19 protein-coding genes are annotated in these 25,364 nt (G+C 70.0%); 11 read left to right on the top strand and 8 right to left on the bottom strand.

Translation table 11 applies throughout. From position 1 onward, the window contains the following. Positions 1 to 88: 88 nt before the first annotated feature. A complete protein-coding gene (locus AC5L30_RS27000; protein WP_494870512.1) occupies positions 89 to 964 on the top strand; it encodes an endonuclease/exonuclease/phosphatase family protein in 876 nt (291 codons plus the stop codon). A gap of 19 nt (positions 965 to 983) precedes the next feature. Here the strand turns inward: AC5L30_RS27000 and AC5L30_RS26995 are convergent, their stop codons facing one another. Both AC5L30_RS26995 and AC5L30_RS26990 read right to left on the bottom strand, forming a co-directional pair. Continuing rightward, a complete protein-coding gene (locus AC5L30_RS26995; RefSeq protein WP_494870511.1) occupies positions 984 to 1,583 on the bottom strand; it encodes a GNAT family N-acetyltransferase in 600 nt (199 codons plus the stop codon). A gap of 27 nt (positions 1,584 to 1,610) precedes the next feature. Further along, a complete protein-coding gene (locus tag AC5L30_RS26990; RefSeq protein ID WP_494870509.1) occupies positions 1,611 to 2,156 on the bottom strand; it encodes a DUF6817 domain-containing protein in 546 nt (181 codons plus the stop codon). 455 nt (positions 2,157 to 2,611) lie between these two features. On the opposite strand from AC5L30_RS26990, the gene AC5L30_RS26985 reads away from it, so the two are divergent. The 4 genes from AC5L30_RS26985 to AC5L30_RS26970 all read left to right on the top strand — a co-directional run bounded on the left by AC5L30_RS26985 (position 2,612) and on the right by AC5L30_RS26970 (position 7,787). Then, the gene (locus AC5L30_RS26985) at positions 2,612 to 3,988 is read left to right on the top strand and encodes a family 43 glycosylhydrolase (RefSeq protein WP_494870507.1); all 1,377 of its coding nucleotides are present in this window, start codon (positions 2,612 to 2,614) and stop codon (positions 3,986 to 3,988) included. Between the two features lie 36 nt (positions 3,989 to 4,024). After that, positions 4,025 to 5,464 (top strand): glycoside hydrolase family 43 protein, encoded by a 1,440-nt coding sequence (locus AC5L30_RS26980; protein WP_494870505.1) that lies wholly within the window; start codon positions 4,025 to 4,027, stop codon positions 5,462 to 5,464. A 29-nt stretch (positions 5,465 to 5,493) separates the two neighbouring features. Then, entirely contained in the window at positions 5,494 to 6,969 is a 1,476-nt protein-coding gene (locus AC5L30_RS26975; RefSeq protein ID WP_494870503.1) for an RICIN domain-containing protein, read from the top strand. A gap of 146 nt (positions 6,970 to 7,115) precedes the next feature. Then, positions 7,116 to 7,787 carry a hypothetical protein gene (locus AC5L30_RS26970; RefSeq protein WP_494870501.1) on the top strand — a complete coding sequence of 224 codons (672 nt, stop codon included), beginning with the start codon at positions 7,116 to 7,118 and terminating at the stop codon, positions 7,785 to 7,787. Positions 7,788 to 7,823: 36 nt separating this feature from the next. Here the strand turns inward: AC5L30_RS26970 and AC5L30_RS26965 are convergent, their stop codons facing one another. The 4 genes from AC5L30_RS26965 to AC5L30_RS26950 all read right to left on the bottom strand — a co-directional run bounded on the left by AC5L30_RS26965 (position 7,824) and on the right by AC5L30_RS26950 (position 17,758). Then, on the bottom strand, positions 7,824 to 9,164 hold the full coding sequence (locus AC5L30_RS26965) for a M1 family metallopeptidase (RefSeq protein WP_494870500.1): 1,341 nt from the start codon (positions 9,162 to 9,164) through the stop codon (positions 7,824 to 7,826). Further along, on the bottom strand, positions 9,161 to 13,069 hold the full coding sequence (locus AC5L30_RS26960; RefSeq protein WP_494870573.1) for a Pls/PosA family non-ribosomal peptide synthetase: 3,909 nt from the start codon (positions 13,067 to 13,069) through the stop codon (positions 9,161 to 9,163). Before AC5L30_RS26960 ends, AC5L30_RS26965 begins: the two co-directional genes overlap by 4 nt. A gap of 257 nt (positions 13,070 to 13,326) precedes the next feature. Beyond that, entirely contained in the window at positions 13,327 to 13,794 is a 468-nt protein-coding gene (locus AC5L30_RS26955) for a peptidoglycan-binding protein (RefSeq protein ID WP_494870498.1), read from the bottom strand. Positions 13,795 to 13,978: 184 nt separating this feature from the next. Beyond that, positions 13,979 to 17,758, bottom strand: coding sequence for an nSTAND1 domain-containing NTPase (locus AC5L30_RS26950; protein WP_494870496.1), 3,780 nt, complete (start codon positions 17,756 to 17,758; stop codon positions 13,979 to 13,981). An 822-nt stretch (positions 17,759 to 18,580) separates the two neighbouring features. On the opposite strand from AC5L30_RS26950, the gene AC5L30_RS26945 reads away from it, so the two are divergent. From AC5L30_RS26945 to AC5L30_RS26930, 4 genes are read left to right on the top strand one after another with little or no spacing between them, the layout of a single operon-like run. Next, positions 18,581 to 19,291, top strand: coding sequence for a ThuA domain-containing protein (locus AC5L30_RS26945; RefSeq protein ID WP_494870494.1), 711 nt, complete (start codon positions 18,581 to 18,583; stop codon positions 19,289 to 19,291). Further along, positions 19,261 to 20,373, top strand: a complete 1,113-nt coding sequence (locus AC5L30_RS26940; protein WP_494870492.1) for a Gfo/Idh/MocA family protein — start codon at positions 19,261 to 19,263, stop codon at positions 20,371 to 20,373. The genes AC5L30_RS26945 and AC5L30_RS26940 overlap by 31 nt, the downstream gene beginning before the upstream one ends. Positions 20,374 to 20,423: 50 nt before the next feature. Beyond that, the gene (locus AC5L30_RS26935; protein ID WP_494870490.1) at positions 20,424 to 20,783 is read left to right on the top strand and encodes a DNA polymerase ligase N-terminal domain-containing protein; all 360 of its coding nucleotides are present in this window, start codon (positions 20,424 to 20,426) and stop codon (positions 20,781 to 20,783) included. Between the two features lie 59 nt (positions 20,784 to 20,842). After that, a complete protein-coding gene (locus AC5L30_RS26930) occupies positions 20,843 to 21,577 on the top strand; it encodes a VOC family protein (protein ID WP_494870489.1) in 735 nt (244 codons plus the stop codon). A gap of 75 nt (positions 21,578 to 21,652) precedes the next feature. Here AC5L30_RS26930 and AC5L30_RS26925 read toward each other — a convergent pair whose 3' ends face one another. Next, a complete protein-coding gene (locus tag AC5L30_RS26925; RefSeq protein WP_494870487.1) occupies positions 21,653 to 23,716 on the bottom strand; it encodes an amylo-alpha-1,6-glucosidase in 2,064 nt (687 codons plus the stop codon). 286 nt (positions 23,717 to 24,002) lie between these two features. Between AC5L30_RS26925 and AC5L30_RS26920 the strand changes: the two genes are divergently transcribed. Continuing rightward, entirely contained in the window at positions 24,003 to 24,281 is a 279-nt protein-coding gene (locus tag AC5L30_RS26920) for a hypothetical protein (RefSeq protein WP_494870485.1), read from the top strand. A gap of 44 nt (positions 24,282 to 24,325) precedes the next feature. Continuing rightward, positions 24,326 to 24,610 carry a TraR/DksA family transcriptional regulator gene (locus AC5L30_RS26915; RefSeq protein ID WP_494870483.1) on the top strand — a complete coding sequence of 95 codons (285 nt, stop codon included), beginning with the start codon at positions 24,326 to 24,328 and terminating at the stop codon, positions 24,608 to 24,610. Between the two features lie 72 nt (positions 24,611 to 24,682). Here AC5L30_RS26915 and AC5L30_RS26910 read toward each other — a convergent pair whose 3' ends face one another. Continuing rightward, positions 24,683 to 25,348, bottom strand: a complete 666-nt coding sequence (locus AC5L30_RS26910) for a DUF2306 domain-containing protein (RefSeq protein ID WP_494870482.1) — start codon at positions 25,346 to 25,348, stop codon at positions 24,683 to 24,685. Positions 25,349 to 25,364 lie beyond the last annotated feature (16 nt).

Here is a 25,364-nt window from a genome sequence, read left to right as displayed (position 1 = left end):
TTCGTCACCGGATGTTCGGCGTCGCGTCGACTCGAATCGATAGTGTGCGTTGGCCGCCACCGACGGCGGTTCGTGCGGAGGGAAAACGATGCGCAGGACAACGGACTGGTCGGCCCGCGCCCTGGGCGCTCTCGCGGGCGCGGTCGCGCTGGTGGCGGCCCTGCTGCCGGCGGTCCCGGCAGCCGCCGCGACCGTGGGCTTCAAGGCGGCCACGCTGAACATCTACTACGGGCTGAGCCAGGCCGACTTCGCGCACGACCTGAACCTGATCGCGTCCAAGGCGGACCTCGTCGGTCTCAACGAGGTCGGTGCCCGCAAGGCGTTCCTGGAGAACTGGGCCGCCGACAACGGCTGGTGGTTGTACGCGCCGGGCGGGACCAACCAGGCTGGCGAAGCGTTGATCGCCAAGAAGAGCATGTTCGACGTGCTCGACAAGGGTTCGGTTTTCGTCTGTGACACCAACGGCCCGGGCGAGGTGCCGCCCGCGCGGTACAACAACTGGGTCAAGTACCGGCACAAGGCCAGTGGCCGCAACGTCACCCACATCAACGCCCACGCGGTGGCCAGCATCGAAACCGCGGGTCGACCCGAAGACCTGCCGCGGACCAGGTGCGCCGAGGCGCAGTTCCAGGGCCTCAAGGAACTGGCGGTCGACAAGCAGGACGAGGGTCAGGTCATCGTGAGCGGTGACCTGAACGTCGACTTCAGCGCCGACCGGAGCTACCGGTACGCGAAGTTCCCGTGGCAGGTCTTCGAGGCCAACGAGCTGCCGAATCTGCGCTCCAACTACAACCTGTACGGCGAGAAGGGCACCGGAACGCACGGCAACCGGCACATCGACTACGTCTATTTCTGGAAGCGGCTGCCCGAGTATCAGCTGATGTGGATGACCGATTACGACATCGTCGGTGCCACCAGGTCCGACCACAACGGTGTCGTCGCCACGTTCTCCATCCAGAGCTGACGCCTGCGGCTTTCGTCAGCTACGCGCCTCGGCGCTCGGGATGTCCCCGATGCGCCGCCCATTCAGGCGCGAGGATCGACATCACTGTGGCGTCGACCCAGTCGTCGCCGTCGCGCAGGACCTGCCGCAGCACACTCTCGGCGACGAAGCCGACCTTCTCGTACACCCGGCGGGCCCGGGGGTTGAAGGCGAACACCTCCAGCGAGATGCGGTGCAGGTCGAGCCTCTCGATACCGTGGTCGACGACCAGACGTACCGCCTCGGTGCCCAGGCCGCGGTCGCGGCCGGCGGCGGCGAGGAGGGTGCGGAAGTTGCAGTTCCGGTTGGCGGGGTCCCAGTCGTTGAGGACGACCTCGCCGACGCAGGCCCCGGTGGCGCGGTCCACGACCGCCAGGTCGAGTCGGTCGGTCTGCGCGTTGCGGCTGCCGTACCAGGAACGCATCCGCTCCTCGTCGGGAACGCCGTCGGCCGGGCTGCCGGTCAGCCGGGCCACCTCGGGGTCGGCCACCGCCGCCCGGAAAGTGTTTAGGTCGTCGTCGACGAAGGGACGCAGGATCACCCGCTCACCAGTGAGGGTGGGCTTGATCGAGAAGTCGGGGGTCGCCTGGTCGCTGGGCACCGACTGATCTTCGGCGTGGGACCTGGCTCAGGCAAAGGTGTCACGGCCGCAAGACCGCTGCGCATCGCTGATGACCTGCTCCGAGGCGATCGGGGCCCACGAGGCGAACAACTCCCGGAAGTATGCCCCGTGCCGGTCCGCCACCACAGGGTCGTGCTCGATGACGTCCAGTTCGTTGACGATGCTCAGGTCCACGAGCGACCGAAGTTGGGTCTCGTCGGGCGTTCGCACCTGACGTGCGAAGCGATCGAACACCTCGCCGGTCCTTGCCAGCTCTCGCCAGGTGCGTCCGCGGTCGCAGGCGCCGTACAGATAGACGAGTTCCTCGGCGTCGGCGCCAACGAGATCCCGCAGCACGGTACGTTCGCCCCGATCGAGCAGGGTGAGGTCGAACCCGTCGGTGCCGTAGACGGCGTGGGTGAGGCCCGCGGCCTGCACGTCACGGTTGCAGCCGAGCACGGCGAGTCGTTCGCTGACTCGACAGAGGTGGGCGTACAGGTTGCCTCCGGGATGGGCGATCTGCTCGGCTCCATGCCGGCGGAGCCAGACCCGCACGCCGTCGTCGGTGCTCATGGTCCGACTGTAGGTATCGGCCGTCGGATTCGATGGCCGCCGGACGTGGGCAATATGTCACAGCGCCGTGGGCGCGCCTGGCGTCGCGACGGCCGCGAGCACGTCGCCGCGGTCGGAATGCGGGGTACGCGGAACGCCGGTGACGCACACTCGCCATCATGCTGGCGACACCGCCAGGCAGTCGATGGATCCCTTGACACGTGTCGATGCGATCGCTAACACTGTTTCGCAACGCGAGCTTAACGAGCCGAACACATTGTGCCTGTAGTGGCGTGACGCGTGCGAGATAGCCCGTGCGGGCGCGTCACCCGTCGCCAAGTCTGAGCCCGGTCCCAGCCTGCTGTTGTTAACGCTAACATAGATGATCTCTCCGAGGGGGCGGGACCGTGGTTCCACGACGTACGGCAGCGGCACCGCTGTCCGGAGCATCGACCAGGCGTCTACGTCCCCTCCTCGTGCTCTGCACCGTGGCCGCCGCGGCTGTCGTGGTGGTGACCGACGGGCCGGCGCATGCCGCCACGCTGCCGACCGGCGCCGTCTCGTTGGAGGCGGTCAACCAGGCCGGACGGTACGTACGGCACATCGACTATCTCGGTCAGCTTGACCCGGTCACCTCCAGCAGCGCCAACCAGACCAAGCTGGATGCCACCTTCACCGTGGCCAACGGTCTGGCGTCGCCGACCTGCTACTCGTTCCAGACCAAGGCCGGCATGTTCCTGCGGCACCGCGACTACCGGCTCCGGGTCGACCCGAACACCGGCGACGCGGCGTTCCGGGCCGACGCCACCTTCTGTGCCGTGGACGGCTCGGTCAGCGGATCGGTGGCGCTCGCCTCGTACAACTACCCGAACCGGCGGATCCGGCACCGCGACTTCGCCCTCTGGCTCGACGCCTACCAGGACACGGCCGTGTTCCGGGCGGACAGCGCCTTCCGCCTCGTCGCGCCCTGGGCGCCCAGGGCCACCAAGGGCCCGGTGATCCCGGGCCTGTTCGCCGACCCGCACCTCACCATGATCAATGGCCGCTACTACCTGTACCCGACCACCGACGGCTACGCGAGCTGGTCCGGCACCTACTACAAGGCGTTCTCTTCCACCGACCTGGTCACCTGGACCGACCACGGCGTGATCCTCGACCACGGTCCGGACGTGTCCTGGGCGGACAACTCGGCCTGGGCGCCCGCGGTGGCCAGCGCCAACGGCCGCTACTACCTGTACTTCAGCGGCGGCGCGGCCAGCGGCAACACGGCCAAACACCTCGGCGTCGCGGTGGCCGACAGCCCCACCGGGCCGTTCCGCGACGCGCTGGGCCGACCGCTCATCCGCAGCGACCAGTTCTCCGGCGGGCAGACGATCGACCCGATGGTGTTCACCGACGACGACGGGCAGTCCTACCTGTACTGGGGGCAGGGCGTCGCGCGGGCGGTGCGGTTGAACTCCGACATGGTCTCCTTCGACACCGCGCAGGCGCGGGTCATCACGCCGTCGGGCTACAACGAGGCGCCGTTCGTCTTCAAGCGCAACGGTCTCTACTACTTCATGTGGTCCGAGAACGACACGCGCAGCGAGGACTACCGGGTCGCCTACGCCACCGGATCCTCACCCCTCGGGCCGTGGACCAGGCGCGGCGTGGTGCTGCAGAAGCGGCTCGACGTCGGCATCAAAGGCACCGGTCACCACTCCGTGGTCCGGGCACCCGGCAACGACACCTGGTACATCGCCTACCACCGGTTCGCGGTTCCGGCCGGCAACGGCACCAACCGTGAAACCGCCATCGACCGGATGGAGTTCAACACCGACGGCACCATCCGCCCCGTCGTACCGACCCTCTAGCTGTCCGGTAAACCCCTGCGCGAAGGAGAGAGACACATGTCGAGAGTCCTCGCCCGGCTCGGTGCGGTTGCGGTCGCCGCGTGCCTGCTGTTCACCACCTGGTCGGCGGCGACACCGAAGGAGGCGGCCGCGCTCGACCCGACCGTCGGCTACCTGATGGCGCACTTCACCGGCGAGTCCTCGACCGACCAGCAGATCTACCTCGCCCACAGCACCGACGGCCTGCGCTGGACGGACCTCAACAACGGCGGGCTCGTGCTGCGGTCCACCGTCGGCACCCGCGGCGTCCGTGACCCCGCCCTGGTTCGCTCACCGGCCGGCGACCGGTACTGGATCATCGCCACCGATCTGTGCATCGGCTGCGGCCAGGACTGGTCGACCGCGATCAACAACGGCAGCCGCAACCTCGTCGTGTGGGAGTCCACCGACCTGGTCAACTGGTCGGCGCCGTGGCTGCTGAACGTCGCCGGGGCGATTCCGGACGGACGCAACGCCTGGGCTCCGGAGGCGATCTGGAACCCGGCCACCGGTGACTACGTCCTCTACTGGGCGACGAACGTCCCACTCAACGGTGCGGCCAAGCACCGCATCTACTACGCGCGCACGACGGACTTCCGCAGCATCACCACCCCGCAGATCTACGTCAGCCGGTCCGGCAACCAGGAGATCATCGACACCCAGATCGTCGAGGTGCCCTCCGGCGTCGGCGCCTACCGCTACGTCCGGGCCTCCCGCGACGCCCAGATCACCCTCGAGGGCAGCAACTCGCTCCTCGGCACCTGGACCACCCTCGGGAACCTGTCCGGCATCGGGCTGACCGGCGCGCAGGTCGAAGGCCCGATGTGGATGAAGATGAACACCCGCAACGAATGGGTGCTCTACCTCGACCAGTACTCCAGCGGACGCGGCTACCTGCCGGTCCTGACCACCGACCCGGCGAGCCCGGGCAGCTACCGACTCCCGGCGTCCGGCTCGTACGCGATGGGTGGCACCAAGAAGCGGCACGGTTCGATCCTCAACCTGACCGCAGCCGAACAGAACCGGGTGCTCGCCCGCTGGCCCGCCACCGCGGTCAACCGGATCCAGTCGTACAACTTCCAGGACCGGTACGTGCGGCACTACGACTACGACGTCCGCATCGACCCGAACGTCAGCCCCGCCCAGGATGGCCAGTGGCGGGTGGTGCCCGGCCTGGTCGGCTCCGGCACCGTCTCCATCCAGTCGGTCAACTATCCGGGCCACTACCTGCGCCACTACGGGTTCGACCTCCGGCTGGAAGCCAACGACGGGTCCGCCACCTTCGCCGCCGACGCCACCTTTCGGCAGGTCGCCGGCCTCGCCAACTCCTCGTGGACGTCGTTCCAGTCCTACAGCCACCCGGACCGCTACCTCCGGCACTACGCCTACCTGCTCCGGCTCGACCCGGTCCCCGATGCGCAGAGCCGGGCCGACGCCACCTTCCGCGTGACCAGCTGAGCCTGGTCCCTGTCTAAGGAGTTCCGACTGTGGCACTACATCGACGGGTGCTCTCCGCCCTGATGGCCGCGTTGACGGCGATGGTTGGCATCGTCGCCGTCGCGTCGTCGCCGGCCACCGCCGCCACCAACCAGTTCCGAGGCATGAACTGGGCCATGTTGGGTGACAACTTCAAGACCAGTCCGCTCGTCGTGCAGGGCCTGAGCATGTCCGACAGCAACGCGACGGTGCGGGCCAAGGCCAACGCGCTCTACGACGACATGGCGTCCACCATGGGGGTCAACACCATCCGGCTGCCCATCAACACCCACACGGTGGGGACGGCCTGGTGGGAGGCGTACCGAGGCGCCATCGACGCCGCCACCGCCCGCGGCTTCAAGGTCATCCTCGCCTACTGGGAGGACGGCGCCGCCTCCGGCGGCAGAATCACGAACCTCGCCGCATGGAACGCGATGTGGTCCACCGTGACCAACACGTACGGCACGAACACCAACGTCTACTTCGAACCGATGAACGAGCCGCACGGCTACAGCTCGGCGGAGTGGCGCACCGTCGCGGCGAACTGGCTCAGCTACCACTACTCGGCGGTGCCCGGCCGGGTGCTGATCGGCGGCACCGGCTTCAGCCAGGACCTGCGCGACATCTGCAACGACAGCCGCTTCAACTCGACGCTGCTGTCCTTCCACTACTACGCCTTCTTCTACGGCGCGATGACCTACGACGCCTTCCGCAGCCACATCCAGGCCCGCCTCGGCAACTGCGCCTCCCGCGCGGTCGCCACCGAGTTCGGCGCACCCATGAACGACGGCCGCAACTACGCCGACGCGGGCAGCACCGACAACTTCGTGCGCTACATCCGCGCGATGGCCCAGGTGATGCGGGACAACCAGATGGGTGGCACCTACTGGCCCGCCCTCGGCGGCAAGACCGGCACCATCGGCTACGACTGGTACTCGATGTTCGCCCTCAGCGGCAGCGGCACCGACCTCAACCTGACCGTCCGCAACACCTCCGGCGCGGACCGGATCCGGTACGCGTGGGGCGACACCGTCGGCGGCGACCCGACGACGCCCCCGCCGTCGACCGGAACGTTCTACCGAATCAACGTGCGGCACAGCGGCAAGGCCATGGACGTCCAGTCACCGAACACCGACAACGGCGCGCGCGTCGGCCAGTACACGTACAGCGGTGGTGCGTGGCAGCAGTGGCAGTTCCAGGACGCCGGCAGCGGCTACTGGCGCATCGTCAGCCGAAACAGCGGGAAGTGCCTCGACGTGGTGAGCGCATCGACCGCCGACGGTGCCGAGCTCGTCCAGTACACCTGCGGTACCGGCACCAACCAGCAGTTCCAGCTGGTCACCAACGGCGGCTACTTCCAGCTCCGGGCACGACACAGCAACAAGTGCGTGGACGTACCGGCCGCGTCGACCGCAGACGGGGTGGTCCTCAAGCAGTACTCGTGCAACACCGGCGCCAACCAGCAGTGGTCACGCACCACCGTCTGACGGTCGTTCCGACGTAACGACCGGTTCAGGGTCGCCTTCCCGAGCTGGACAACGACGGGTTGCGTGTCGGCAATCCGTCGTTGTCCGGGCGGCGGGCCGCTCCGTAGCGTCGCGACTACGGACCGATGCCCACCGGAAGGACCCTCGTGACCGAAATCGTCGCTCCGCAGCTCGTCGTGAACAGCAGAATGATCTACTTCGGTTGGCTGCCGGCCGACCCCGACGCGGTGGCCGCCCTGGTGCCCGACGGGCTCGAGCCGGCACCGAACCACCAGGTCTTCATGAACCAGTACGTCGTCGACGACGCCGGGCAGACCTCCGGCTTCGGCGCCTACTCCCTGACGTACATCGGCCCGGACCTCTCCGGGGTCGACGCTCCCGACGGTGTCACGCCCGGCCGCTGGTGGACGCACTACGTCAACTCCAGCCCGGTCGTCCGGGCGTACGCCGCCGCCCGGGGCGTGCCGGCGACCCCGGGAAGGACCACCATCGAGGTACGCGGGCACCGGCTGATCGCCATCACCGAGGCGGACGGCGTACCCGTGATCAGGACGACGGCCCGCGTCGGGCGCACCAGCGACGCCGTCAACCGGGGTCAGCTGCGTTACCTCACCCGGCTCGACGGCAGGCTGCACAGCGGCAACTACCCGTTCGTGGCGGAGCCGGTCGACCCGTTCGAGGTCGAGTCGTTGGAGTTCCTCGAACCTAACCACCCGGTGTTCGCGCTGCGTCCGGCCGATCCGCTGGAAGTCGTCTGGGGCTTTTACTCGCCGCGCGCGTCGTTCGCCTACCCGGGTGGCGAGGCGGTACTCGACTGAGCCCGTCTGGATGTCTCCGGCGGTAGGTGAAGGTGGTCAGCGCGGTAGCGGGGGCAGCGCCGGGTTGTCGAGCCAGGCGGCGAAGAGGCCGCCCAGGGGCTCGCGGGCGAAGCGCTGGGCGTGCAGCCGGAACTGCTCGGTCGTCACCGTCGCGTGCTGGTTCTCGGTGACCCAGGCTCGCAGGAGCGCGAAGAACGGCTCCTCGCCGACCGTCTTCCGCAGCGCGTGCACCGTGAGCGCGCCACGCTTGTAGACCAGCGGGTCGAACATCCGGTCGACGCCGGGATCCGCGACGATGACGTCCCGTGGGCGATCCGCGATCCACGCGTACCACTGCGCGGCCACGGCGTCCGTGGGCAGGTCGCCGCAGACGCCGGACCACAGCCACTCGGCGTACGTGGCGAAGCCCTCGTTGAGCCAGATGTGCCGCCAGTCCGCCACTGTGAGGCTGTTGCCAAACCACTGGTGGGCCAGCTCATGCACGACAAGCCGCTCGTGCGTGCGTCGTCCGTCGACGTGATTCCGGCCGAAGACGGCCATGCCCTGCGCCTCGACGGGATCGTCGAGGTCGTCGTCGGCGACCACGACGACGTACTCCCGGAAGGGGTACGGCCCGAAGAGCCGCTGCAGCGCCGACATCATCTCGCCGTGCCGGCCGAAGTCGTGGGCGACGTTCCTGCGCAGCGCACGCGGGATGGCTGCGCGCTGCACCACCTCACCGACAGCCAGGCCCACCACCTCGTAGCGTCCGATCTGCACGCTCATCAGGTACGGCGAGGTGGGCTCGCGCCGTTCGTACACCCAGGTCGTGCTGCCCGCGCCCCGCCGCTGAAGCACCGGATCACCGGTCACCAGCACGGTGTACGGGGAGGAGGTCGTGACCGCCACCCGGAAGGTGGCCTTGGCAGCGGGCTGGTCATCACACGGAAACCACGACGGAGACCCGTTCGGCTGGCTGGCCACGAGCACGCCGTCGGTGAGTTCCTCCCACCCGAGCTCACCCCACCGGCCGGAGATGGGCACCGGCTTGCCCGCGTACCGGATCTCCACCCGGAAGGTGTCCCCGGCGCCGATCGGCTGCTCGGTCTTGATCTGTAGCTTGTCCGACCGGTGGACGTACTTCGCCGGGCGCCCGTCGACGCGGACGTCCTGGACGCGGAGCCGGCTGAAATCGAGGGTGAACCGCGACAGCGACTGCGTGGCTACCGCGGTGATGTCGGCCCGGCCGGCGAGCCGGTTGGACACCACCCGGTAGTCGAGGTCGAGGTCGTAGTGCAGGACCCGGTAGCCGCCGTTGCCGTGCTCGGGTAGGTACGAGTCGCCCGAGCGCTCGGCGCCGGGTGTGGCACCGCGCGACGCCGACGCGTTCGGACTCACGCGCGCCGCGCGGTCGATGCGGGCCAGTTCGCGATCGGGTTGCCCAACCACTGGCTGTCGCAGGGCACGGCGTCGCCGCGGGTCACCAGCGAACCGGGCCCGACGGTGGTCCGCGCGCCGATGCTCGCGCCCGGCAGAATGATGCCGTGCGGGCCCAGGGCGGCGCCCGCGCCCAACTCCACCGTGTCCATGCTCATGACACGATCATGGAACAGGTGGGTCTGCACCACACAACCGCGGTTCACCGTCGCGCCATCGCCCAGCCGCACCAGGTCGTACTCGGGCAGCCAGTAGGTCTCCAGCCAGACGCCCCGGCCGATCTTCGCGCCGAGCGTGCGCAGCCACGCCGCGAGTAGCGGCGTGCCGGTCGCGAAGCGGACCAGCCACGGCGCGGCGAGGACCTCGACGAACGTGTCGGCGAGCTCGTTGCGCCATACGAAGGAGGTCCACAGCGCCCGCTCGGTGACCCGGAACCGCCCGACCAGCAGCCACTTGGCAGCCGTCGCGATGGCGGCGGCCGCGAGCGCCGCACCCAGCAGCACCGGCCCGGACGCGAGCGCGGCCGCTGCGTACCCGGCGGTTCGCCAGACGAACGCGAGTGCGGCCAGGACACCGACCGCCAAGGCGGCGGCGAACATCACCGGGACGATCCGGCACAGCTCGATCGCGGCCCGGGCCAGCTTCAGCCGAAGCGGAGGGTCGAAGGTGCGGCTGGTGTCCGCGGCTTCCACGGTGCGGCGCAGGGGCATCGGCGGCGCGCCGAGCCACGACGAGTCCTTCTTCGCCTTCCGCGGCGCCGACGACAGCACGCCGACGAGCCCACGCTTGGGCACCGATCGGCCGGGTGCCGCCATTCCCGAGTTGCCGAGGAATGCCTGCTTGCCGATGCGCGCCGGAGCGACGCGCAGCCACCCGTGGCTCAGCTCGTACGTTGCGACCATGGTGTCGTCGGCCAGGAAAGCCCCGTCGGCAACCGTGGTCATCGTGGGCAGGGCGAGCACCGTGGAGGCCTCCACCCCGCGTCCCACCTTGGCGCCCAGCAGCCGCAACCACACCGGCGTGAAGAGGCTGGCGTAAAGCGGGAACAGCCCGACCCGCGCCATGCCCATCAGGCGTTCGGTCGTCCAGATCTGCCACGCCACCCGCCCCTGCACGGGGTGGTAGCCGGCGCGCAGGCCGATGCTGAGCGCCCGGACGGCCCCGAGCACCAGCAGCGCGTAACCCACGACGTAGGCGATGGTCGCCACCGCGACGGCGGCCAGGACCGCGCCGACCGTCGGTCGGGCCGTGAGCGTCCAGCCGAGCAGGGCGAGCGACGGCAGGGCGGCGACGACCGGGACCAGCCCCAGCAACTGGGCGGTCATCGCGTACGTCATCGGCCAGAGGCGAGCCCCCATCCGCGATCGCGGGGGACGCTGCTCGGGCCACCCGGCCGAGTCCTTGGCGGCGGGGGCGGCCGGTGAGCCCGCCCAGAGCTGGTTCGCCGGTACGGTGCCGGTCACGGTCGAGCCGGCGGCGATGCGCGCGCCCTTGCCGACCCGTGCGCCGGGCATCAGGGTGCTGCGGGACCCGACCCGGGCCCCCGCGCCGACGCGTACCTTGCCGATGCGGACGACGTCGCCGTCCACCCAGTGGCCAGCCAGATCGACCTCCGGCTCGATGGCCACGCCGCGACCGAGCTTCAACAGGCCGGTGACCGGCGGCGCGGAGTGCAGGTCGACGTCGGCACCGAGCTGGGCGCCGAGCGCCCTGGCGTAGGTGATCATCCAGGATGCGCCGGCCACGCTGGTGGCACCGGTCAGTTCGGCGAGGCGTTCGGCGGCCCACAGCCGCAGGTGCACGCCACCACCGCGTGGGTAGCTGCCGGGGCGTACCCCGCGAAGCAGCAGCCGTGCTCCTCCGGCGGCCAGGGCGATCCGCCCCGGCGGGCTGAACAGCAGCGCCCAACCCAGCGCCACCCACCACCAGGACACGGTCGGCGCCCAGGGTGCCGGCGTGAGCAGGGTGAGGACGTTGCCGAGGGCGGCCAGGACGGTCAACCAGCGGAGCCCGACCAGCGCGAGCATCGGCACCATCAGCACGGCCTGGATCACCCCGGTGCGTCGGGGCGTCGGCGTGACCTCCCGGCGAGCTGCCACCGTGCCGTCGAACGCGTCGAGGACGGCCGCCAGCTCCGACAGCCTCGGGTGCAGGTAGATGTCGGCCACCGAGACCCGCGGGTGCCGGCGTCGGATCCACGCCACCAGTTGCGCCGCGTTCAGGCTGCCGCCGCCGTGGGTGAAGAAGTCCGCGTCCGCCTCGGTGGGACGTACGCCCAGGATTTCCGCCCAGCCACCGGCCAGCCAGTCCTCGGTCGGGGTCAGCTCACCCGTGGTCTCCGGCGCGCCGGCCAGCGGCCAGGGCAGCGCCGCCCGGTCGACCTTGCCGGACGTCCGGGTGGGCAGCGCGTCGACCACGGCCAGCAGCGGCACGAGCGCGGCGGGCAGTTGCGCACGGATCCGTAGCGCCGCCGCCGCGGCGTCGAACGGGACGCCGTCGTGCGGGACCACGTAACCCACCAGCAGTTGGTTACCCGCGGCGGTCCGCCGCACCGCGGCGGCGGCACCGGCGACTCCCGGAAGCGCCTGCAGCCCGGCGTCGATCTCACCCAGCTCGATCCGACGTCCGCCGAGCTTGACCTGTTCGTCGCCGCGGCCCACGAAGACAAGCCCCTCGGGCTCCGCGCGGACGATGTCCCCGCTGCGGTAGGCCCGCTGCCAGCCGAGCGCCGGCAACATCGCGAACTTCTCGGCGTCCTTCTCCGGGTCCAGGTAGCGGGCCAGGCCCACCCCGCCGATCACCAACTCGCCGGTCTGGCCCATCCCGACCGGGGCGCCGGATCCGTCGACGACCGCGAGTTCCCACCCGGCCAGCGGCAGTCCGATGCGTACCGGTCCGTCGCCGGTCATCCGCGCGGCGCAGGCGACCACGGTGGCCTCGGTCGGCCCGTAGGTGTTCCAGACCTCGCGGCCGGCGACCGCCAGGCGCTGCGCGAGCTCCGGTGGGCAGGCCTCCCCACCGAAGATCAGCAGCCGGACCCCGTCCAATGCCTCGACCGGCCACAGGGCGGCGAGCGTCGGCACGGTCGAGACCACGGAGATGCGCTGTTCGGCCAGCCACGGTCCGAGGTCGACGCCGCTGCGGACGAGCGACCGCGCCGCCGGTACCAGACTGGCGCCGTGCCGCCACGCCAGCCACATCTCCTCGCACGACGCGTCGAAGGCCACCGACAGCCCGGCCAGGACCCGGTCCTGCGGGCCGATCGCCTCGCTCGCTTCGCCGACCAGGAACAGTTGCGCCTCGGCGTCCACGAAAGCCGCCGCCGCGCCATGGCTCACCGCCACACCCTTCGGGGTCCCCGTCGAGCCAGAGGTGAAGATGATCCAGGCGTCGTCGTCCGGGCCGGGTCGGCCTCCCTGACCCCCGGGGGGACGGCGGAGCGACACCGTCAGCCCGTCACCGAGCACCGCGACGACGCCCGCCTCGCCGAAGACGAGCTCGGCGCGTTCCTCGGGATCGTCCGCATCGACCGGTACGTAGGCCGCGCCCGCCGCGAGCACACCGAGGATCGCCAGGTACAGCTCGGCCGTACCGGATGAGATCCGGACGCCCACCCGGTCGCCGACGCCGATCCCGTGGCTGGCGAGCGACGTCCGGACGGCCTCGACCTCGTTGGCCAGCTCGCGGTACGTCAGCGCGGCGGCACCGTTGTCGAGAGCCGAGGCCCCGGGGTGTGCGCGTACGGTCTCGTCGAGAATGTCGACGAGTGTGCGGCGGGTCGGGGCCGAGGAGGAACGGAACACCGCCGGTGCTGCCGGTGCGGTTTCCACCGGCGGAAGCGTGCCCAGCCGTAGATCAGTCGTCACGGTCACCGGGCGTGCACCATCTTCACCTCGCGGGTCAGCGTCAACCAGGTGTGCGGCATGCGGACCCGCCCTGGGGCAGCCCTCGACGCTACGTCGCGATATCGGAAAGTGCAGGCATAGCAGCGGATTCGTGTCCACCACCACAGCGAATCGTGCTGAGCCGGCGACTGGTGGCCGGTATCGGGCAGCTTTGTGCCGGTGAGCCGGCGGTGACAGCGTTTGCGCTGTCACCGGCGGCGCGGCCTAACCCGCGGCAGTTACGGCAGCGGACGACCGAGGCGGGCGCAGGTAGGGGTTCCGTAGGTTCCGCCCGTGAAGGCGGGGAACTTCAGGGACGCGCGTGACAGCGGCCCGAACTGGCCGTCCGCGCTGATGCCCGCCTTGCTCTGGGCGAACTTCAGCGCGTTGAAGGTCAGCTGGCCGAACGCCGCGTCATCGTTGAGCAGCGGCCGGCCCGCGGGTGCGAGGTAGCAGTCGTTCAGGGCCCACTGGAGGGCCAGCGTGCCCGGCCCGGCGTCGCCCCAGACCAGCGAGCACGGCAGGACGCCGTACTTGCCGATCGGCGCGGCGACCTGATAGCCCGCCTGGTTGCTGACGACGGTGTAGGACTCGCATTCCGGCTGACTGCGAGCGTGGGCGGGGCTGGCGGCGACGAGCGTGCCCGCGAGCACGGTCATGAGCAATGCGAGCAGTGCTGCCAAACGCTTCATCGAGTTCTCCTTCATCGCAGTGTCGTCCGGTGCCCGGGGCCCCCGTCGGGCTGCTCCCCGGGCAGTCGGACTCCTCGGTGGACATCCACCGCACGGCTCGTGTCCTGGAGTCAGGCTGGTTCGGGGCGAGGTTGTCCGACACGGCGACGGCACCGGACAAACAACGTCGGACAATCCTTCGGACGTTTGCGCAGCTCAGTCAGCGACTCGGCGGTGCGCCGCAGGAGGGGTCGTACCGCTGCGAGGGGATGTGCGTCGCCCACTCCTGCCGGGTCAGCTGACGGCCGGCCGTGGCGCAGATTCGGGCCCTGGCGGCGCGCAGATCGAACGACCAGCGGATGATCCGGCCGTCCTCGGCGCCGGAGATGAGGGTTCCGGCCGCGGTGAAGGCGAGCCCGCGGACTCTCGCGCCATGACCGCTGAGGGTCGCGGCGCGTTGCTGGGTAACGGTGTCCCAGACGACGATGGTGCGGTCGTCGCCAGCGGAGGCGATCCTGCGGCCGTCGCGACTGAAGGCAAGGACCTGGACGGGCGCGGTGTGGCCGTGCAGAACCGCGAGTTCGCTGCCGGTCGCGGCGTCCCAGAGCTTGACGGTACGGCTGTCGCCGGCGGTCGCGAGCAGAGCTCCGTCGGGGCTGACCGCGATGTCCTGCACTGTGCCCTGCTGGCTTCTCACACGGCTGAGAAGTTTGCCGGTGGTGACGTCCCACGTGTTGACGAAGCCGCCGACGCTCGCGCCCAGGAGGCGGCGGCCGTCCGGGGTGAAGGCCAGCGACGTGACGATCTGCGCCGGGAACCTGGCCGTGATGTCGGTCGGTTTGTTGATGTCGCCGACGTCCCAGACGAAGGCGCCGAGCGTGGCGGCTGCGACGAGACGGCCACCAGGATCGAAGGCGACGTCCGTGGACGCACCGATTCCCTTGGACACGATCGGTCCGGAGGCGTGTCGTTGCCGTTGGAGATCCCAGATCGTGATGATGTTGTTCCGGGTCACGGCGGCGAGCCGGAGCCCGTCGGGGCTGAACGCGACGGCCTGCACCTCGTCTGCGTGCCCGGCGAGGACGGCCAGCTGTTTACCGTCGGTGTCCCAGAGGCGGACGGTGCCGTCGCTGCCCGTCGAGGCGACACGGGTTCCGTCCGGGCTGGTCTTCATGTCTTTGACCTGCGCCGCGAAACCGCTGAAGGGAGCGTCCTCCAGATTGTGGAGCACGATGGTTCCGTTGAAGCCGGCGGAGGCGAGCATCGCCCCGTCCCGACTCAGTGCAACGGAGACCGTCTCGGTGCGGCCCCGGTCTTGAAAGGTCTGCAGGGACTCGCGGCGTCGCACGTCCCAGATGGTGATCGCGCCGTTCTCGTCGGCCACGGCGAGCTTGCTGTCGGTGGGCGCGGAGATGGTCCATGCGTAGCGGCCGGCCAGCGGTAGCGGCGGAAGGCGGACCGGCTGGCCGCCAGCGAGATCCCACAGGTACACCCCGCGGTCGTCGGCGGAACCCGCGAGGACATACCCCGAGGGACCGAAGGCGACCGAGAAGACATGCTCGGCGGGCAGTCTGGCGAACACCGTGCCGGTCCCCACACGCCAGGCGGCCGGGTGCTCCACCCCGTCGCTGGAGACAAGGATCGCGCCGTCGTGGCTGAACGTGAGCGATCTGACCGGACTCCGGTGCTCGCGGAGCAGGGTGCGAGTTGTGGTCCGCAGATCGTAGAGGGCGATGTCGCCGGCGGGGCCGGTGTTCGCGCCGGGGCCGCCGGTGAGGCCGACGGCGAGCTTGGTCCCGTCGGGACTGAAGGCCATGCCCGACCCGAGGCTGTTCTCCGTCAGCCGGGTCTTCTGTTGGCGCGTCGCCACGTCCCAGATGATGATGGACTTGTCGATCCCGACGGAGGCGAGCAGCTTTCCGTGGTCCGCGAAGGCCAGGTCGGCGGTCCGCCCGGTGTGGCCGGAGAGGGTGGCGATCCGCTCGCCACGTGCGGGGTCCCACAATCCGATGGTGCCGTCGCCGGCCGCGGAGGCCAGCAGGGAATGGTCCGGGTTGAACGCGACCGTGTAGATGGACGGCCCGCCGACGTTGAGTTCGGTGCGGTGGGGCGCGGCCGCCGCGCTGAGCACGCCGCCCTGGGTCTCGGTGTTCGAGTGGAGCTGGTCGGCCTCGACGGCCAGCAGGCCGGCCAGGTCGGGATCGGTGGCGAGCAGGGATCGGGCTTGCAGCGACAGCTCGCTGGAGAGCGTGGTCACCTGCTGTCGGCGGGTGTCCTGACGTTGTCGTACCGCGACGCCGCCACCCAGCAGGGCGAGCACCAGTAGCGCGGATATGCCTGCGACGAGACGCTTGAACAGGCGGGCCTGACGTCGGGCGGCGTTCTGCTCGGACTCGGCGAGAGCGGAGCTGGCGTGCAGGAAAGAGCTTTCGAGTTCGTTGAGCTCCTCCGGATGGTCCTCGGCCAGGGCCTGCGCGCCCAGGAGCTGGGTGCCCCGGTACAGGGCGCCGGCATCACGGTGGAGCGTCGCCCAGGTGCGCGCGGCTTCGGTGAGTCGCCGGTGGATCAGCAGGTTGGCGCGATCATCGGTGAGCCATCGGTGTAGCCGCGGCCAGGCCCGGATGAGTGCCTCATGGGCCACCTCCACCGTGCCGTCGCCCATGACCACCAGCCGGGATTCGGCCAGCTGGTCCAGAACCCGGGCGGTGACCCCCTCGTCGGCGATACCGTCGAGTTCGGTGCGCATGATGGGCCGCCGGGTGTCCTCGGTACCGTCGCCCAATGCGGTGAGCCGCAGGAAGACCCGGCGAGCGGCTTGCTGCTCGGCCGCCCCGAAATCGCCATAGGCCCGCTCGGCAGTCTGGGCGATCGCCCCGCGCACGCCGCCACTCGCCTGGTAGGCCGACAGGGTGAGGGTCTCCCCGCTTCGTCGTTGCCAGGTCTCGAGGAGCGCGTGTGAGACGAGCGGCAACGCGCCCGGCTCGTCGGCGGCATCGGCGAGCACCGTGCTGACCAGGTCGGCTTCGACGCCCATGCCGACCTGGGCGGCGGGCCGGACGATGATCTCCCGCAGGTCGGTGGAGCTCACCGGCCGCACGAGAAGGTGCGCCTCGTCGTCCAGGGCCGCGGCCAGGTTCGGATACTGCAGGAGGTGGGCGAGGAAGTCGGCGCGTACCCCGAGCACCACCGTGGTGCGGCGGTCGGGCCCCTGCGCGGCGTCCAGCAGCGCCTCGATGAATCGGCGGCGTTCCGCCTTGTCCGCGCAGAGTGTGAACACCTCCTCGAACTGATCCACCACCAGCAGTGCGCGGGCCTGCGGCGGGCCGCCCGCCAACGCGCTCCGCACCGCGATGTCGAGCGCGGCGGCATCCGCCGCCAGGTTCTTCCGGATGTCTGGGGCATCGTGCCCGGTCAACTTCGCGACCTCGGCGGCCAACGCCTCCAGCGGGCGGTCGGTCGGCGTCAGCAACATCGTCCGCCACCGCTGCGCGAGCCCACGGTCGGCGGTGACGGCACCCAGCAGACCGGCCCGCAGCAACGAGGACTTGCCGCTTCCGGAAGCCCCGATGACCGCGCTCAGGCACCGCCGGTCGGCCAGTGCCAGCAGCCGTTCGACCAGCTCCGTACGGCCGAAGAACAGCTCCGCCTGCTCGGGCTGGAATGCCGTCAGCCCCTGATACGGGCAGCGCTGCGCGACGGTCTCGGCGGTGCCGGAGGCGACCGCCGCCTCGGCGATGGCCGACCATCGTGCCCGCCACTCGGCCAGGTCGCCGCCACAGGCATGGACGTACGCGAGCGTTACCTCCAGCGACGGCAGCCGGTCACCCTTCGCCGCGTCCGCCAACGTGCTTGCCGAGTAGTGCGCGCGCCGAGCCAGGAGCCGATAGCTCGGGTTGCCCGCGTGCTCGCGCAACTGTCGTAGCTGCCACGCCAACCGTTGCACCGGGCCCGCCGTCGGGTCCACCGGCTTCTCCGGACGGCCCAATACCCACCTCCGCATGCTGGGCCGTAACTCTGGCCGCGCGACCATGGCTTCGGCACGGGCGCCCATTGGATCGGGCCAGAGAAGTATCCAGTTGCGGCGATGCGGTCGCGGCCTGGGGCTCGGTCTGCGCCGGGAGGCAGCAGGTAACGACTGTCCCGTCGGAGTGGGGGAACATTCAGCCGGGCCTGGCGTTGCGCTACCGTCGAGGCGCGCACCCCGGCGTCGACCAGTCGGCGTCCGCCGGCCGTCGATGGGCCGTAGGCACCCACCACATCCAAGGAGAACCCGATGCCGGAGCCTGAGCCCACCCAAGACGCCCCTGCGGTGGCTGCCGACACCTCAACAACGGCCGAGACCGAAGCCGACCCGGCTGCCGTTCCCGCGAATCGGGCTGCCCGACGCGCGAAGGGCAAGGTCGTCTCGCCCCAACCGCACGGAAAGGGTCAGCACCTCGGCGGCCGGGGCTCGGTCCAGAGTCCTCGCCAGTGGGGTAACCGCCGTAGCGGTTGATCCGTTGATGGGCGCTTCGTCAGCGCACCTCCCAATCATCACGGCGCTCAGCTCATGTCGATACCGGGTCGTGAGCGCCGTGACGTCCCCGCCGCAGTGCTCACGATCCAACCCGGCCGGCCCGGAACCCCTGCGCCGGTCCAGCACCGGTGCCGCTCGCGTGTGCCGTGAGCGGACCGGGCACAGTGGAATCCGGACGCCGGCGTACGTCGGCTTTGTCGGCGACCACGGGTACGGTTTCAGTGCGCGACACGTACGGGCATCGATGGCACGTCGTCGGGGCGGAAGCGCCAGCCCGGTGGCGACGGGCCGTGGGAGGGAGCGAGGGTGGCGCAGCGGAGAGCACTGGTGGTTCGGGGCGGTTGGGAGGGGCACCAGCCGGTCAAGGCGACCGAGTTGTTCCTCCCCTTCCTCGAACGTAGCGGCTATGCCGTACGGGTCGAGGAGTCGACGGAGATCTACGCCGACGCCACCGAGATGGCCGCGACCGACCTCGTCGTGCAGTGCATGACGATGTCGCAGATCACCACGGACCAGGTGGCGGGCCTCAGCGCGGCGGTCATCGCCGGTACGGGCTTCACCGGTTGGCATGGCGGCATCGTGGACTCGTTCCGCGCGTCATCGGAATACCTGCATTTGGTGGGTGGTCAGTTCGCGACCCATCCGGGCCGGGAGCCGTGTGAGCGTCACGGTGGCCCGGAAGACAACTTCCTGCCGCACACGGTGCGCGTCACCGACCTCGGCCGGGAGCACCCGATCACCGCCGGGATCGAGGACTTCGACCTGGTCACCGAACAGTACTGGGTGCTGCACGATGACCTGATCGACGTACTGGCCGTGACCACCCACCCGACGCAGGCGTGGCATCCGTGGCATCGCCCGGTCACCTCGCCGGCGATCTGGACCCGGCTCTGGGGTGCCGGGCGCGTCGTCGTGACGACCCCGGGCCACAGCCTCGACGTGCTGGAGCACCCAAGCGTCCGTACCGTCATCGAGAGGGGAATGGTGTGGGCGACCCGCACCGCGTCGGCGTCGTAGGTGTCGGGGTCATCTCCCGGGCGTACCTGGACACCCTCGCGGACCACCCCCAGCTGAGCATCGCCGCGGTGGCCGACCTCGACGCCGCCCGGTCGGCCGAGGTCGCGGCCACGATTCCCGGGGCCGAGGCGTTGAGCGTCGAGCGCCTGCTCGCCCGCCCCGACGTGCAGACGGTGCTCAACCTCACCATCCCCGCGGCGCACGCCGACATCTCGCTGGGTGCCATCGACGCGGGCAAGAACGTGTACGTCGAGAAGCCGCTCGCCGTGACCTTCCCGGACGGCCGCTCGGTCGTCGAACGGGCCGCGTCGGCCGGCGTCCGCGTCGGGTGCGCGCCGGACACCGTCCTGGGCACGGGTACGCAGACGGCGCGGGCGGCGATCGACGGCGGGCTCATCGGCCGCCCGATGTCCGCGTCGGCCGTCATGGTCACTCCGGGGCACGAGCGCTGGCATCCCAACCCCGACTTCTACTACGCCCCGGGCGGCGGCCCGCTGCTGGACATGGGCCCGTACTACATCTCGGCGCTCATCCACCTGCTCGGGCCGGTCCGCGCGGTGACCGGCGCCGCCAGCCGCCTGCGCGCCGAGCGCGTCATCGGCTCGGGCCCGCGCACCGGCCAGCGGATCCCGGTCGGGGTGGACACCCACCTGACCGGCGTACTCGAGCACGCCAACGGTGCGCTCTCCACCATCACGACGAGCTTCGACGGCGTCCAGACGACGGCAGCCCCGATCGAGGTACACGGGGAGGCCGGCACGCTCGCCGTACCCGATCCGAACTACTTCGACGGCGAGGTCCGCCTCTTCGCGCTCGGCGGCACCGAATGGCGCGCTCTCGAACCGAGGGCCGGTTACGCCAAGGGTTCCCGGGGCATCGGTCTGCTCGACCTTGTCCGGGCTGACGACCAGCGTCCGCCGCGCGCTGACGGCGACCTCGCACTGCACGTACTCGAAACCATGACCAGCCTGCTCCGGTCGGCGGCGGAAGGCCGGCGAATCGAGCTGACGACGACGGTGCAGCGGCCCGCACCGGTTCCGCTCACTCCGGTCGAGGACTGGAAGGCGTACCAGGCGTCGTGAGGTGGTCGCGTTGACAGGCGGAAGGGCCGGCAGGTGCCGACAATGGGGGAGTGGCACCGGCCTTCGTCCTGCACCACCACCGCAAACCACGACCGCACTTTGACCTGCGGCTCGAGGAAGATGGTGTGCTGCGCTCGTGGGCGGTGCCTCGCGGTCTGCCGGACAGCCCCAGCGACAACCGGCTCGCGATCGCCGTGCCCGACCACGACCTCGATCACCTCACCTACGAGGACGTCGACAAGTCGATCTCCGACATTGGCACCTGGGAAGAGCATGATCGTACCGACCGTCGGATGCTGTTCACGTTGCACGGCCGCACCGGCCGCCGACGATATGCGCTCATCCGCACCGGCGACGGGTGGCTGCTTCACCTGACGAAAGAGCAGCCTCCGGACGAGCGCGGACGGTAGCGCGGGTAGGCGGCCATGACGGTCAGCGAGACGTCGGCGCAGGCCCTAGCATCGCCGGCATGGCGACACGGCTTGTTCAGATCAACATGAAGGCTCGGGACGACTCCGCGCTGGGCGGCTTCTGGGCACAGGTGCTTGGTTGGGGAGTCTCCAGTGAGGGACCGGGCGTGACCAACCTCGAACCCGAGGGCTTCGTCTACCCCGACCCCGTCGCTGTCTGCATCGACCTCGTCGTCTCCCCGGAGCCCAAGACGGTGAAGAACCGGGTGCACGTTGACCTCGCCACCACCTCGGCGGCCCACCAGGCGCAGGTGGTCGCGCGACTGAGGGATCTCGGCGCGACCACCGCCGACGTGGGCCAGGGTGACGTGCCATGGACGGTCATGGCCGACCCGGAGGGCAACGAGTTCTGCGTGCTGGATCCCCGACCGCTCTACCGGGACACCGGACCGATCGCCGCTGTGGTGGTCGACTGCGCGGACCCGCGAGCCATGGCCCGGTTCTGGAGCGAGGCCACGGACTGGACGCTGCACGAGGTGACCGACCAGGGGGCGAGACTGCGCTCCGCCAAGGGCATCGGCCCCTATCTGGAGTTCGTCCGTACACCTGACGTGAAGAGCGGATGGAACCGCGTCCATCTCGACGTCCGCCCGTACCCCGGTGACGACCCGGAGGCCGAGGCGGCCAGGCTGCGGGGTCTCGGCGCGACCCCCATCGACCTGGGCCAGGACGTCCCGTGGCGGGTGCTCGCCGACCCGGAGGGCAACGAGTTCTGCCTCCTCACCCCGGGCTGACCCCAACCCCGCTCGACCGCTGACCGCAACCCGCGGTCGGGTCCCGCCTCCGCGGTGAAGGACGAGCGCCGCGGCTCAGGCCGAGGTGGGAGGCTGCGACGCGGATGCCTCGACAGTGTGACGTGCCCCGTGGACAGCCACCCCGGTCAGCCGGATGTTCCCCAGCGCCTCGGGCACATGCGGGTCGGTGGCGAGGATCCCGCCGTCGACGTCGAGGCCGAGCATCGTCCGCAGGAACAGCAGGGGCGCCCCGCTGGCCCACGCCTGGGGATTGCAGGCGGTGGGGTACGGCACGGGTCGTCGGCCGAGCGAGCGGTCGTACCCGGAGATGGCCTCGGGCAGGCGGTATTCGAAGTGGGCGGCGGCCTCCAGCATCGCCATCGCGATGCGGTTCGCCGCGTCGCGGTGGCCGTACCGAGCGAGCCCCGCCGCGATGATCGAGTTGTCGTGTGGCCACACGGTCCCGAGGTGGTATCCGATGGGGTTGTACCCCACATCCTCGGTGGAGAGGGTCCGGACGCCCCAGCCGGAGAACATCTCGTCGGACATCAAGTGCCGGGCCACCGTGGCGGCACGGTCGGGCGGGACGATGCCACTCCACAGCAGGTGACCCATGTTCGAGGTCATCGAGTCGATGGGGCGCTTGTCGGCGTCCAGGCCGACCGCGTAGAAGCCGCCGCGCGCGGGCAGCCAGAAGTCGCGGTTGAACCGCTCGCGTAGCTCGGCGGCCTCGGTACGCAGACGTTGCGCCAGAGCGCTGTCGGCCCAGGGCCCGTCGGCGAGTTGCGCGGCGCGGAGCTTCGCGTCGTAGGTGTAACCCTGGATCTCGCAGGTGGCGACCGGCAGGGAGGGGAGCATGCTGTCGGCGAACTGGACCCCGTCCGGTGAGTCGCGCCAGCAGTGGTTGCGCATGCCTTCGGGGGAGCGCGTGGCGTACTCGACGTAGCCGTCGCCGTCGCGGTCGCCAAAGGTGTCGATCCAACGGAGAGCCGCGTCGGCGTTCGGACGCAACCGCCGAACCAGCGCGTCGTCGCCCGTCCACCGCCAGTACTCGGAGAGCAGGATGAGCCACAGCTGGGTGGTGTCGGACGCGCCGAAGCACGGGCCGTACGGCATGATGCCGAGTTGCGTCAGCTCGCCGGACCGGAACTCGTGAAGTATCTTTCCCGGCTCCTCGTCGCTGAAGTCGTCGACGACGCTGCCCTGGTGCGCGGCAAGAGTGACAAGCGCGCCCCGGGCGACGTCGGGTCCGCAGCTGACGCTCTGGTAGGCGGTGATCAAAGTGTCCCGCCCGAAGACCGCCAGGAACCAGGGCATGCCGGCGGCCAGCAGAACGACCTGCTCACCGCGGATCTCCTTGGCGATCCGCATCGACACCAGATCACTGGCCGACTTGTGGTAAACGCTGCGCAACAGCTCTGATTCGGCGCTCAGGTGCGGCTTGTTCTCCCGCCACCGCCAGGCTGCGTCATCGGCACCGGGGTCATGCTCCTCGCCGAAGGTGCGGCTGGCCGGCTGGTAGTCCTTCCCCTGACAGTTCAGCAGCACCCGCAGCTCACAACCCCAGGTCTGACCTCGCCCCAGGTGCACGTCCCAGACCAGTGCGTCGTCCTCGACCCGGTCGGCAGGCGGCTCGGCCTCGACTGTCGTGACCGCCGACCAGTGCGAATTCTGGTAGGAGAAACGCAGCGCAGAACCGTCCGACCGGTGGCTCCGCCGGATGTCAGCCAGCCTGCTTCGCCCCGTTCCCTTGATCTCGAAGAGATCGGCGAAGTCCGCACCGACATCCAACCGCAGGCGCACGGAGACCGGCTCGGCGCCGAAATACTGCACCGTGATCCGCTCGTACATGCCGTCGCCGACGAATCGTTCCCGCCGCACGCCGATCCGGTTCGCCGCCAGGCCATCGAGCTCAGGGTTCGCGAGAAAGAAAGCCGCCGAGTACGGATCGACAGGGTTCGCGCTCAGGACGAGTGGAGCATGCCGGTCGAGCGTCATCTCCCAACGGCTGATGTAGCGGGTGTCGTCATGCACCAGACCAGCGATGGAGTCCGTCGGTACGTCCCCGGCCGGATTGGACAACATGAAGGTCCGGCCTTCGAATATGCCGACAGCATTTGAGCCCAGTTCCGGCGGCATGTCGCGGTTGGCGCCAGCCTGAGGTTTGTCGGGTTGTTGGGTTGCCGACGGAGACCCGGACGGCGTTGACCGAGATGGCATGGCGTTCTCTCCCCCCGGTTGGCAGGGTAAAACCCCGCCATGCACCGCAGTCTAGGACTCGAAAAGATGACTCCGCTGCGATATCGAAGGGCACCCACCGGGTTCGGGCAACGGCCCTGTTGCGGCGAAAAGCGGCAGTTTGTGGCGGAGTGAGGTCCCATCGCGGACGTTGGCTTTAGGGCAAACACCCCTCTATGGTGGGGGCATGCCGCCGGTGACCTTCCGCTCGCCCGCCGCCACCGAGGTGGCGGTGGGCGGTGCTGTCCGCGTGCCGACGGCGACCCGCCTCAAGGCCGACATGCGGGTGCCGGTTGTCCGCGCACCGCGCACCGCGCCCACGCACACAGTGTCGAGCCCGATGCGAACCGGCCGAGGCCCACCCGCGGAGTCGTTGCATATTCAGAACGACCGCCAGGGCGAAGCTATCAAGCTTCGGCCCTTTTTGTTTTTCACGCCCATTTCCCCTTTGAAAGGCAGACCATGAGCGTCGATCATCGTCGTACTCTCGACCAGACCTGGTTGGCTGACATGCGAGCGTCCCTGGCGGACGACTTCGCCACCCAGACGGCTCGGTTGCGGGAACTGACCGAGCTCAACGCGGACACCGGCGACCCGGGCGAGGCCCACAACCAGGCCGCGCTGCTGACGGCCACCCGCCAGAACATCGAGCAGATCACCGGTGCGCTGAGCCGGATCAGCGACGGCACCTACGGCGCCTGCCAGCGGTGCGGCCAGAGCATCCCGGCCGAGCGACTCGAAATTCTCCCGCACGCGCGCTTCTGCGTGCCGTGCCAGGAGAAGCAGAACCGGTGACGCCCCGGTGTGGCTGCCGTACCGCCGGCACGGCAGCCACACCGTCAGGTGTGAGGGGAGCCGGCTGACCCCTCAGCCTTTCTGCCGAAGGGGCTCAGCTCGGCGCGGGGCCGCCGCGGTGACGACCGCCGCCGGACGCCGCAAATACCACTCGGCCACCGCAAGGTTGATCAACCAGCCGGCGACCACCAGCCCGGCCCGGACGTTGCCGTCGGGCTGTTCGCCGGTCGCGATGAGGTACGGCGCGTGGGTGAACGCCTGGGTGCCGGCGCCGAGGCCGATCGCGTAGCCGCGCGCCATCCACCTGCGATGCTGGGTGATGTCCCGGCGTAACACGGCGGCGAGGCCGAGCACGATCGAGCCGGCCATGGCCGAGCCGAAGACGAGCCGCATCCCGGCGAGCACGTCGTTGTCATGGGCCGGCAGGTCGTACGCGACGGCCATCCACAGGCCGGTGAAGGCGACCGTCAGCCCGCAGGGGACGAGCACCCGGCCGGCACGGCGGTGCCAGCGGTGGCGGCGCAGACGGGGCACGAACTGGAACGCGCCGAGGATCGTGTAGATCACCGCGCCGACGATGTGCAGCACCACCGGCAGCGGATCGGCGACGAACCGAGCGTTCGCCGGGGTGAGCGCCGGTCCGGTGCCCAACTCGGCGAGCCGTCCCGCGCCAGCGAACACCGGTATCAGGCCCAGCAGGATCAACGCGGCGGGTAGCCGCCACTCGCGCATCGTCATGCCACCGATGGTGGAC

This window comes from Micromonospora sp. BQ32 (assembly GCF_059358895.1).
The sequence above is the reverse complement of the archived record's forward strand: the minus strand, read 5'-3'. Positions and strand labels throughout refer to the sequence as shown.

Bases quoted from the DNA above. Each gene is read 5' to 3' on its own strand.
- AC5L30_RS26955 (WP_494870498.1), bottom strand. From the start codon at position 13,794: ATGAAGGAGAACTCGATGAAGCGTTTGGCAGCACTGCTCGCATTGCTC.
- AC5L30_RS26925 (WP_494870487.1), bottom strand. From the start codon at position 23,716: ATGCCGCCGGAACTGGGCTCAAATGCTGTCGGCATATTCGAAGGCCGG.
- AC5L30_RS26980 (WP_494870505.1), top strand. From the start codon at position 4,025: ATGTCGAGAGTCCTCGCCCGGCTCGGTGCGGTTGCGGTCGCCGCGTGC.
- AC5L30_RS26930 (WP_494870489.1), top strand. From the start codon at position 20,843: ATGGCGACACGGCTTGTTCAGATCAACATGAAGGCTCGGGACGACTCC.
- AC5L30_RS26920 (WP_494870485.1), top strand. From the start codon at position 24,003: ATGCCGCCGGTGACCTTCCGCTCGCCCGCCGCCACCGAGGTGGCGGTG.
- AC5L30_RS27000 (WP_494870512.1), top strand. From the start codon at position 89: ATGCGCAGGACAACGGACTGGTCGGCCCGCGCCCTGGGCGCTCTCGCG.
- AC5L30_RS26950 (WP_494870496.1), bottom strand. From the start codon at position 17,758: ATGCGGAGGTGGGTATTGGGCCGTCCGGAGAAGCCGGTGGACCCGACG.
- AC5L30_RS26910 (WP_494870482.1), bottom strand. From the start codon at position 25,348: ATGACGATGCGCGAGTGGCGGCTACCCGCCGCGTTGATCCTGCTGGGC.
- AC5L30_RS26990 (WP_494870509.1), bottom strand. From the start codon at position 2,156: ATGAGCACCGACGACGGCGTGCGGGTCTGGCTCCGCCGGCATGGAGCC.
- AC5L30_RS26915 (WP_494870483.1), top strand. From the start codon at position 24,326: ATGCGAGCGTCCCTGGCGGACGACTTCGCCACCCAGACGGCTCGGTTG.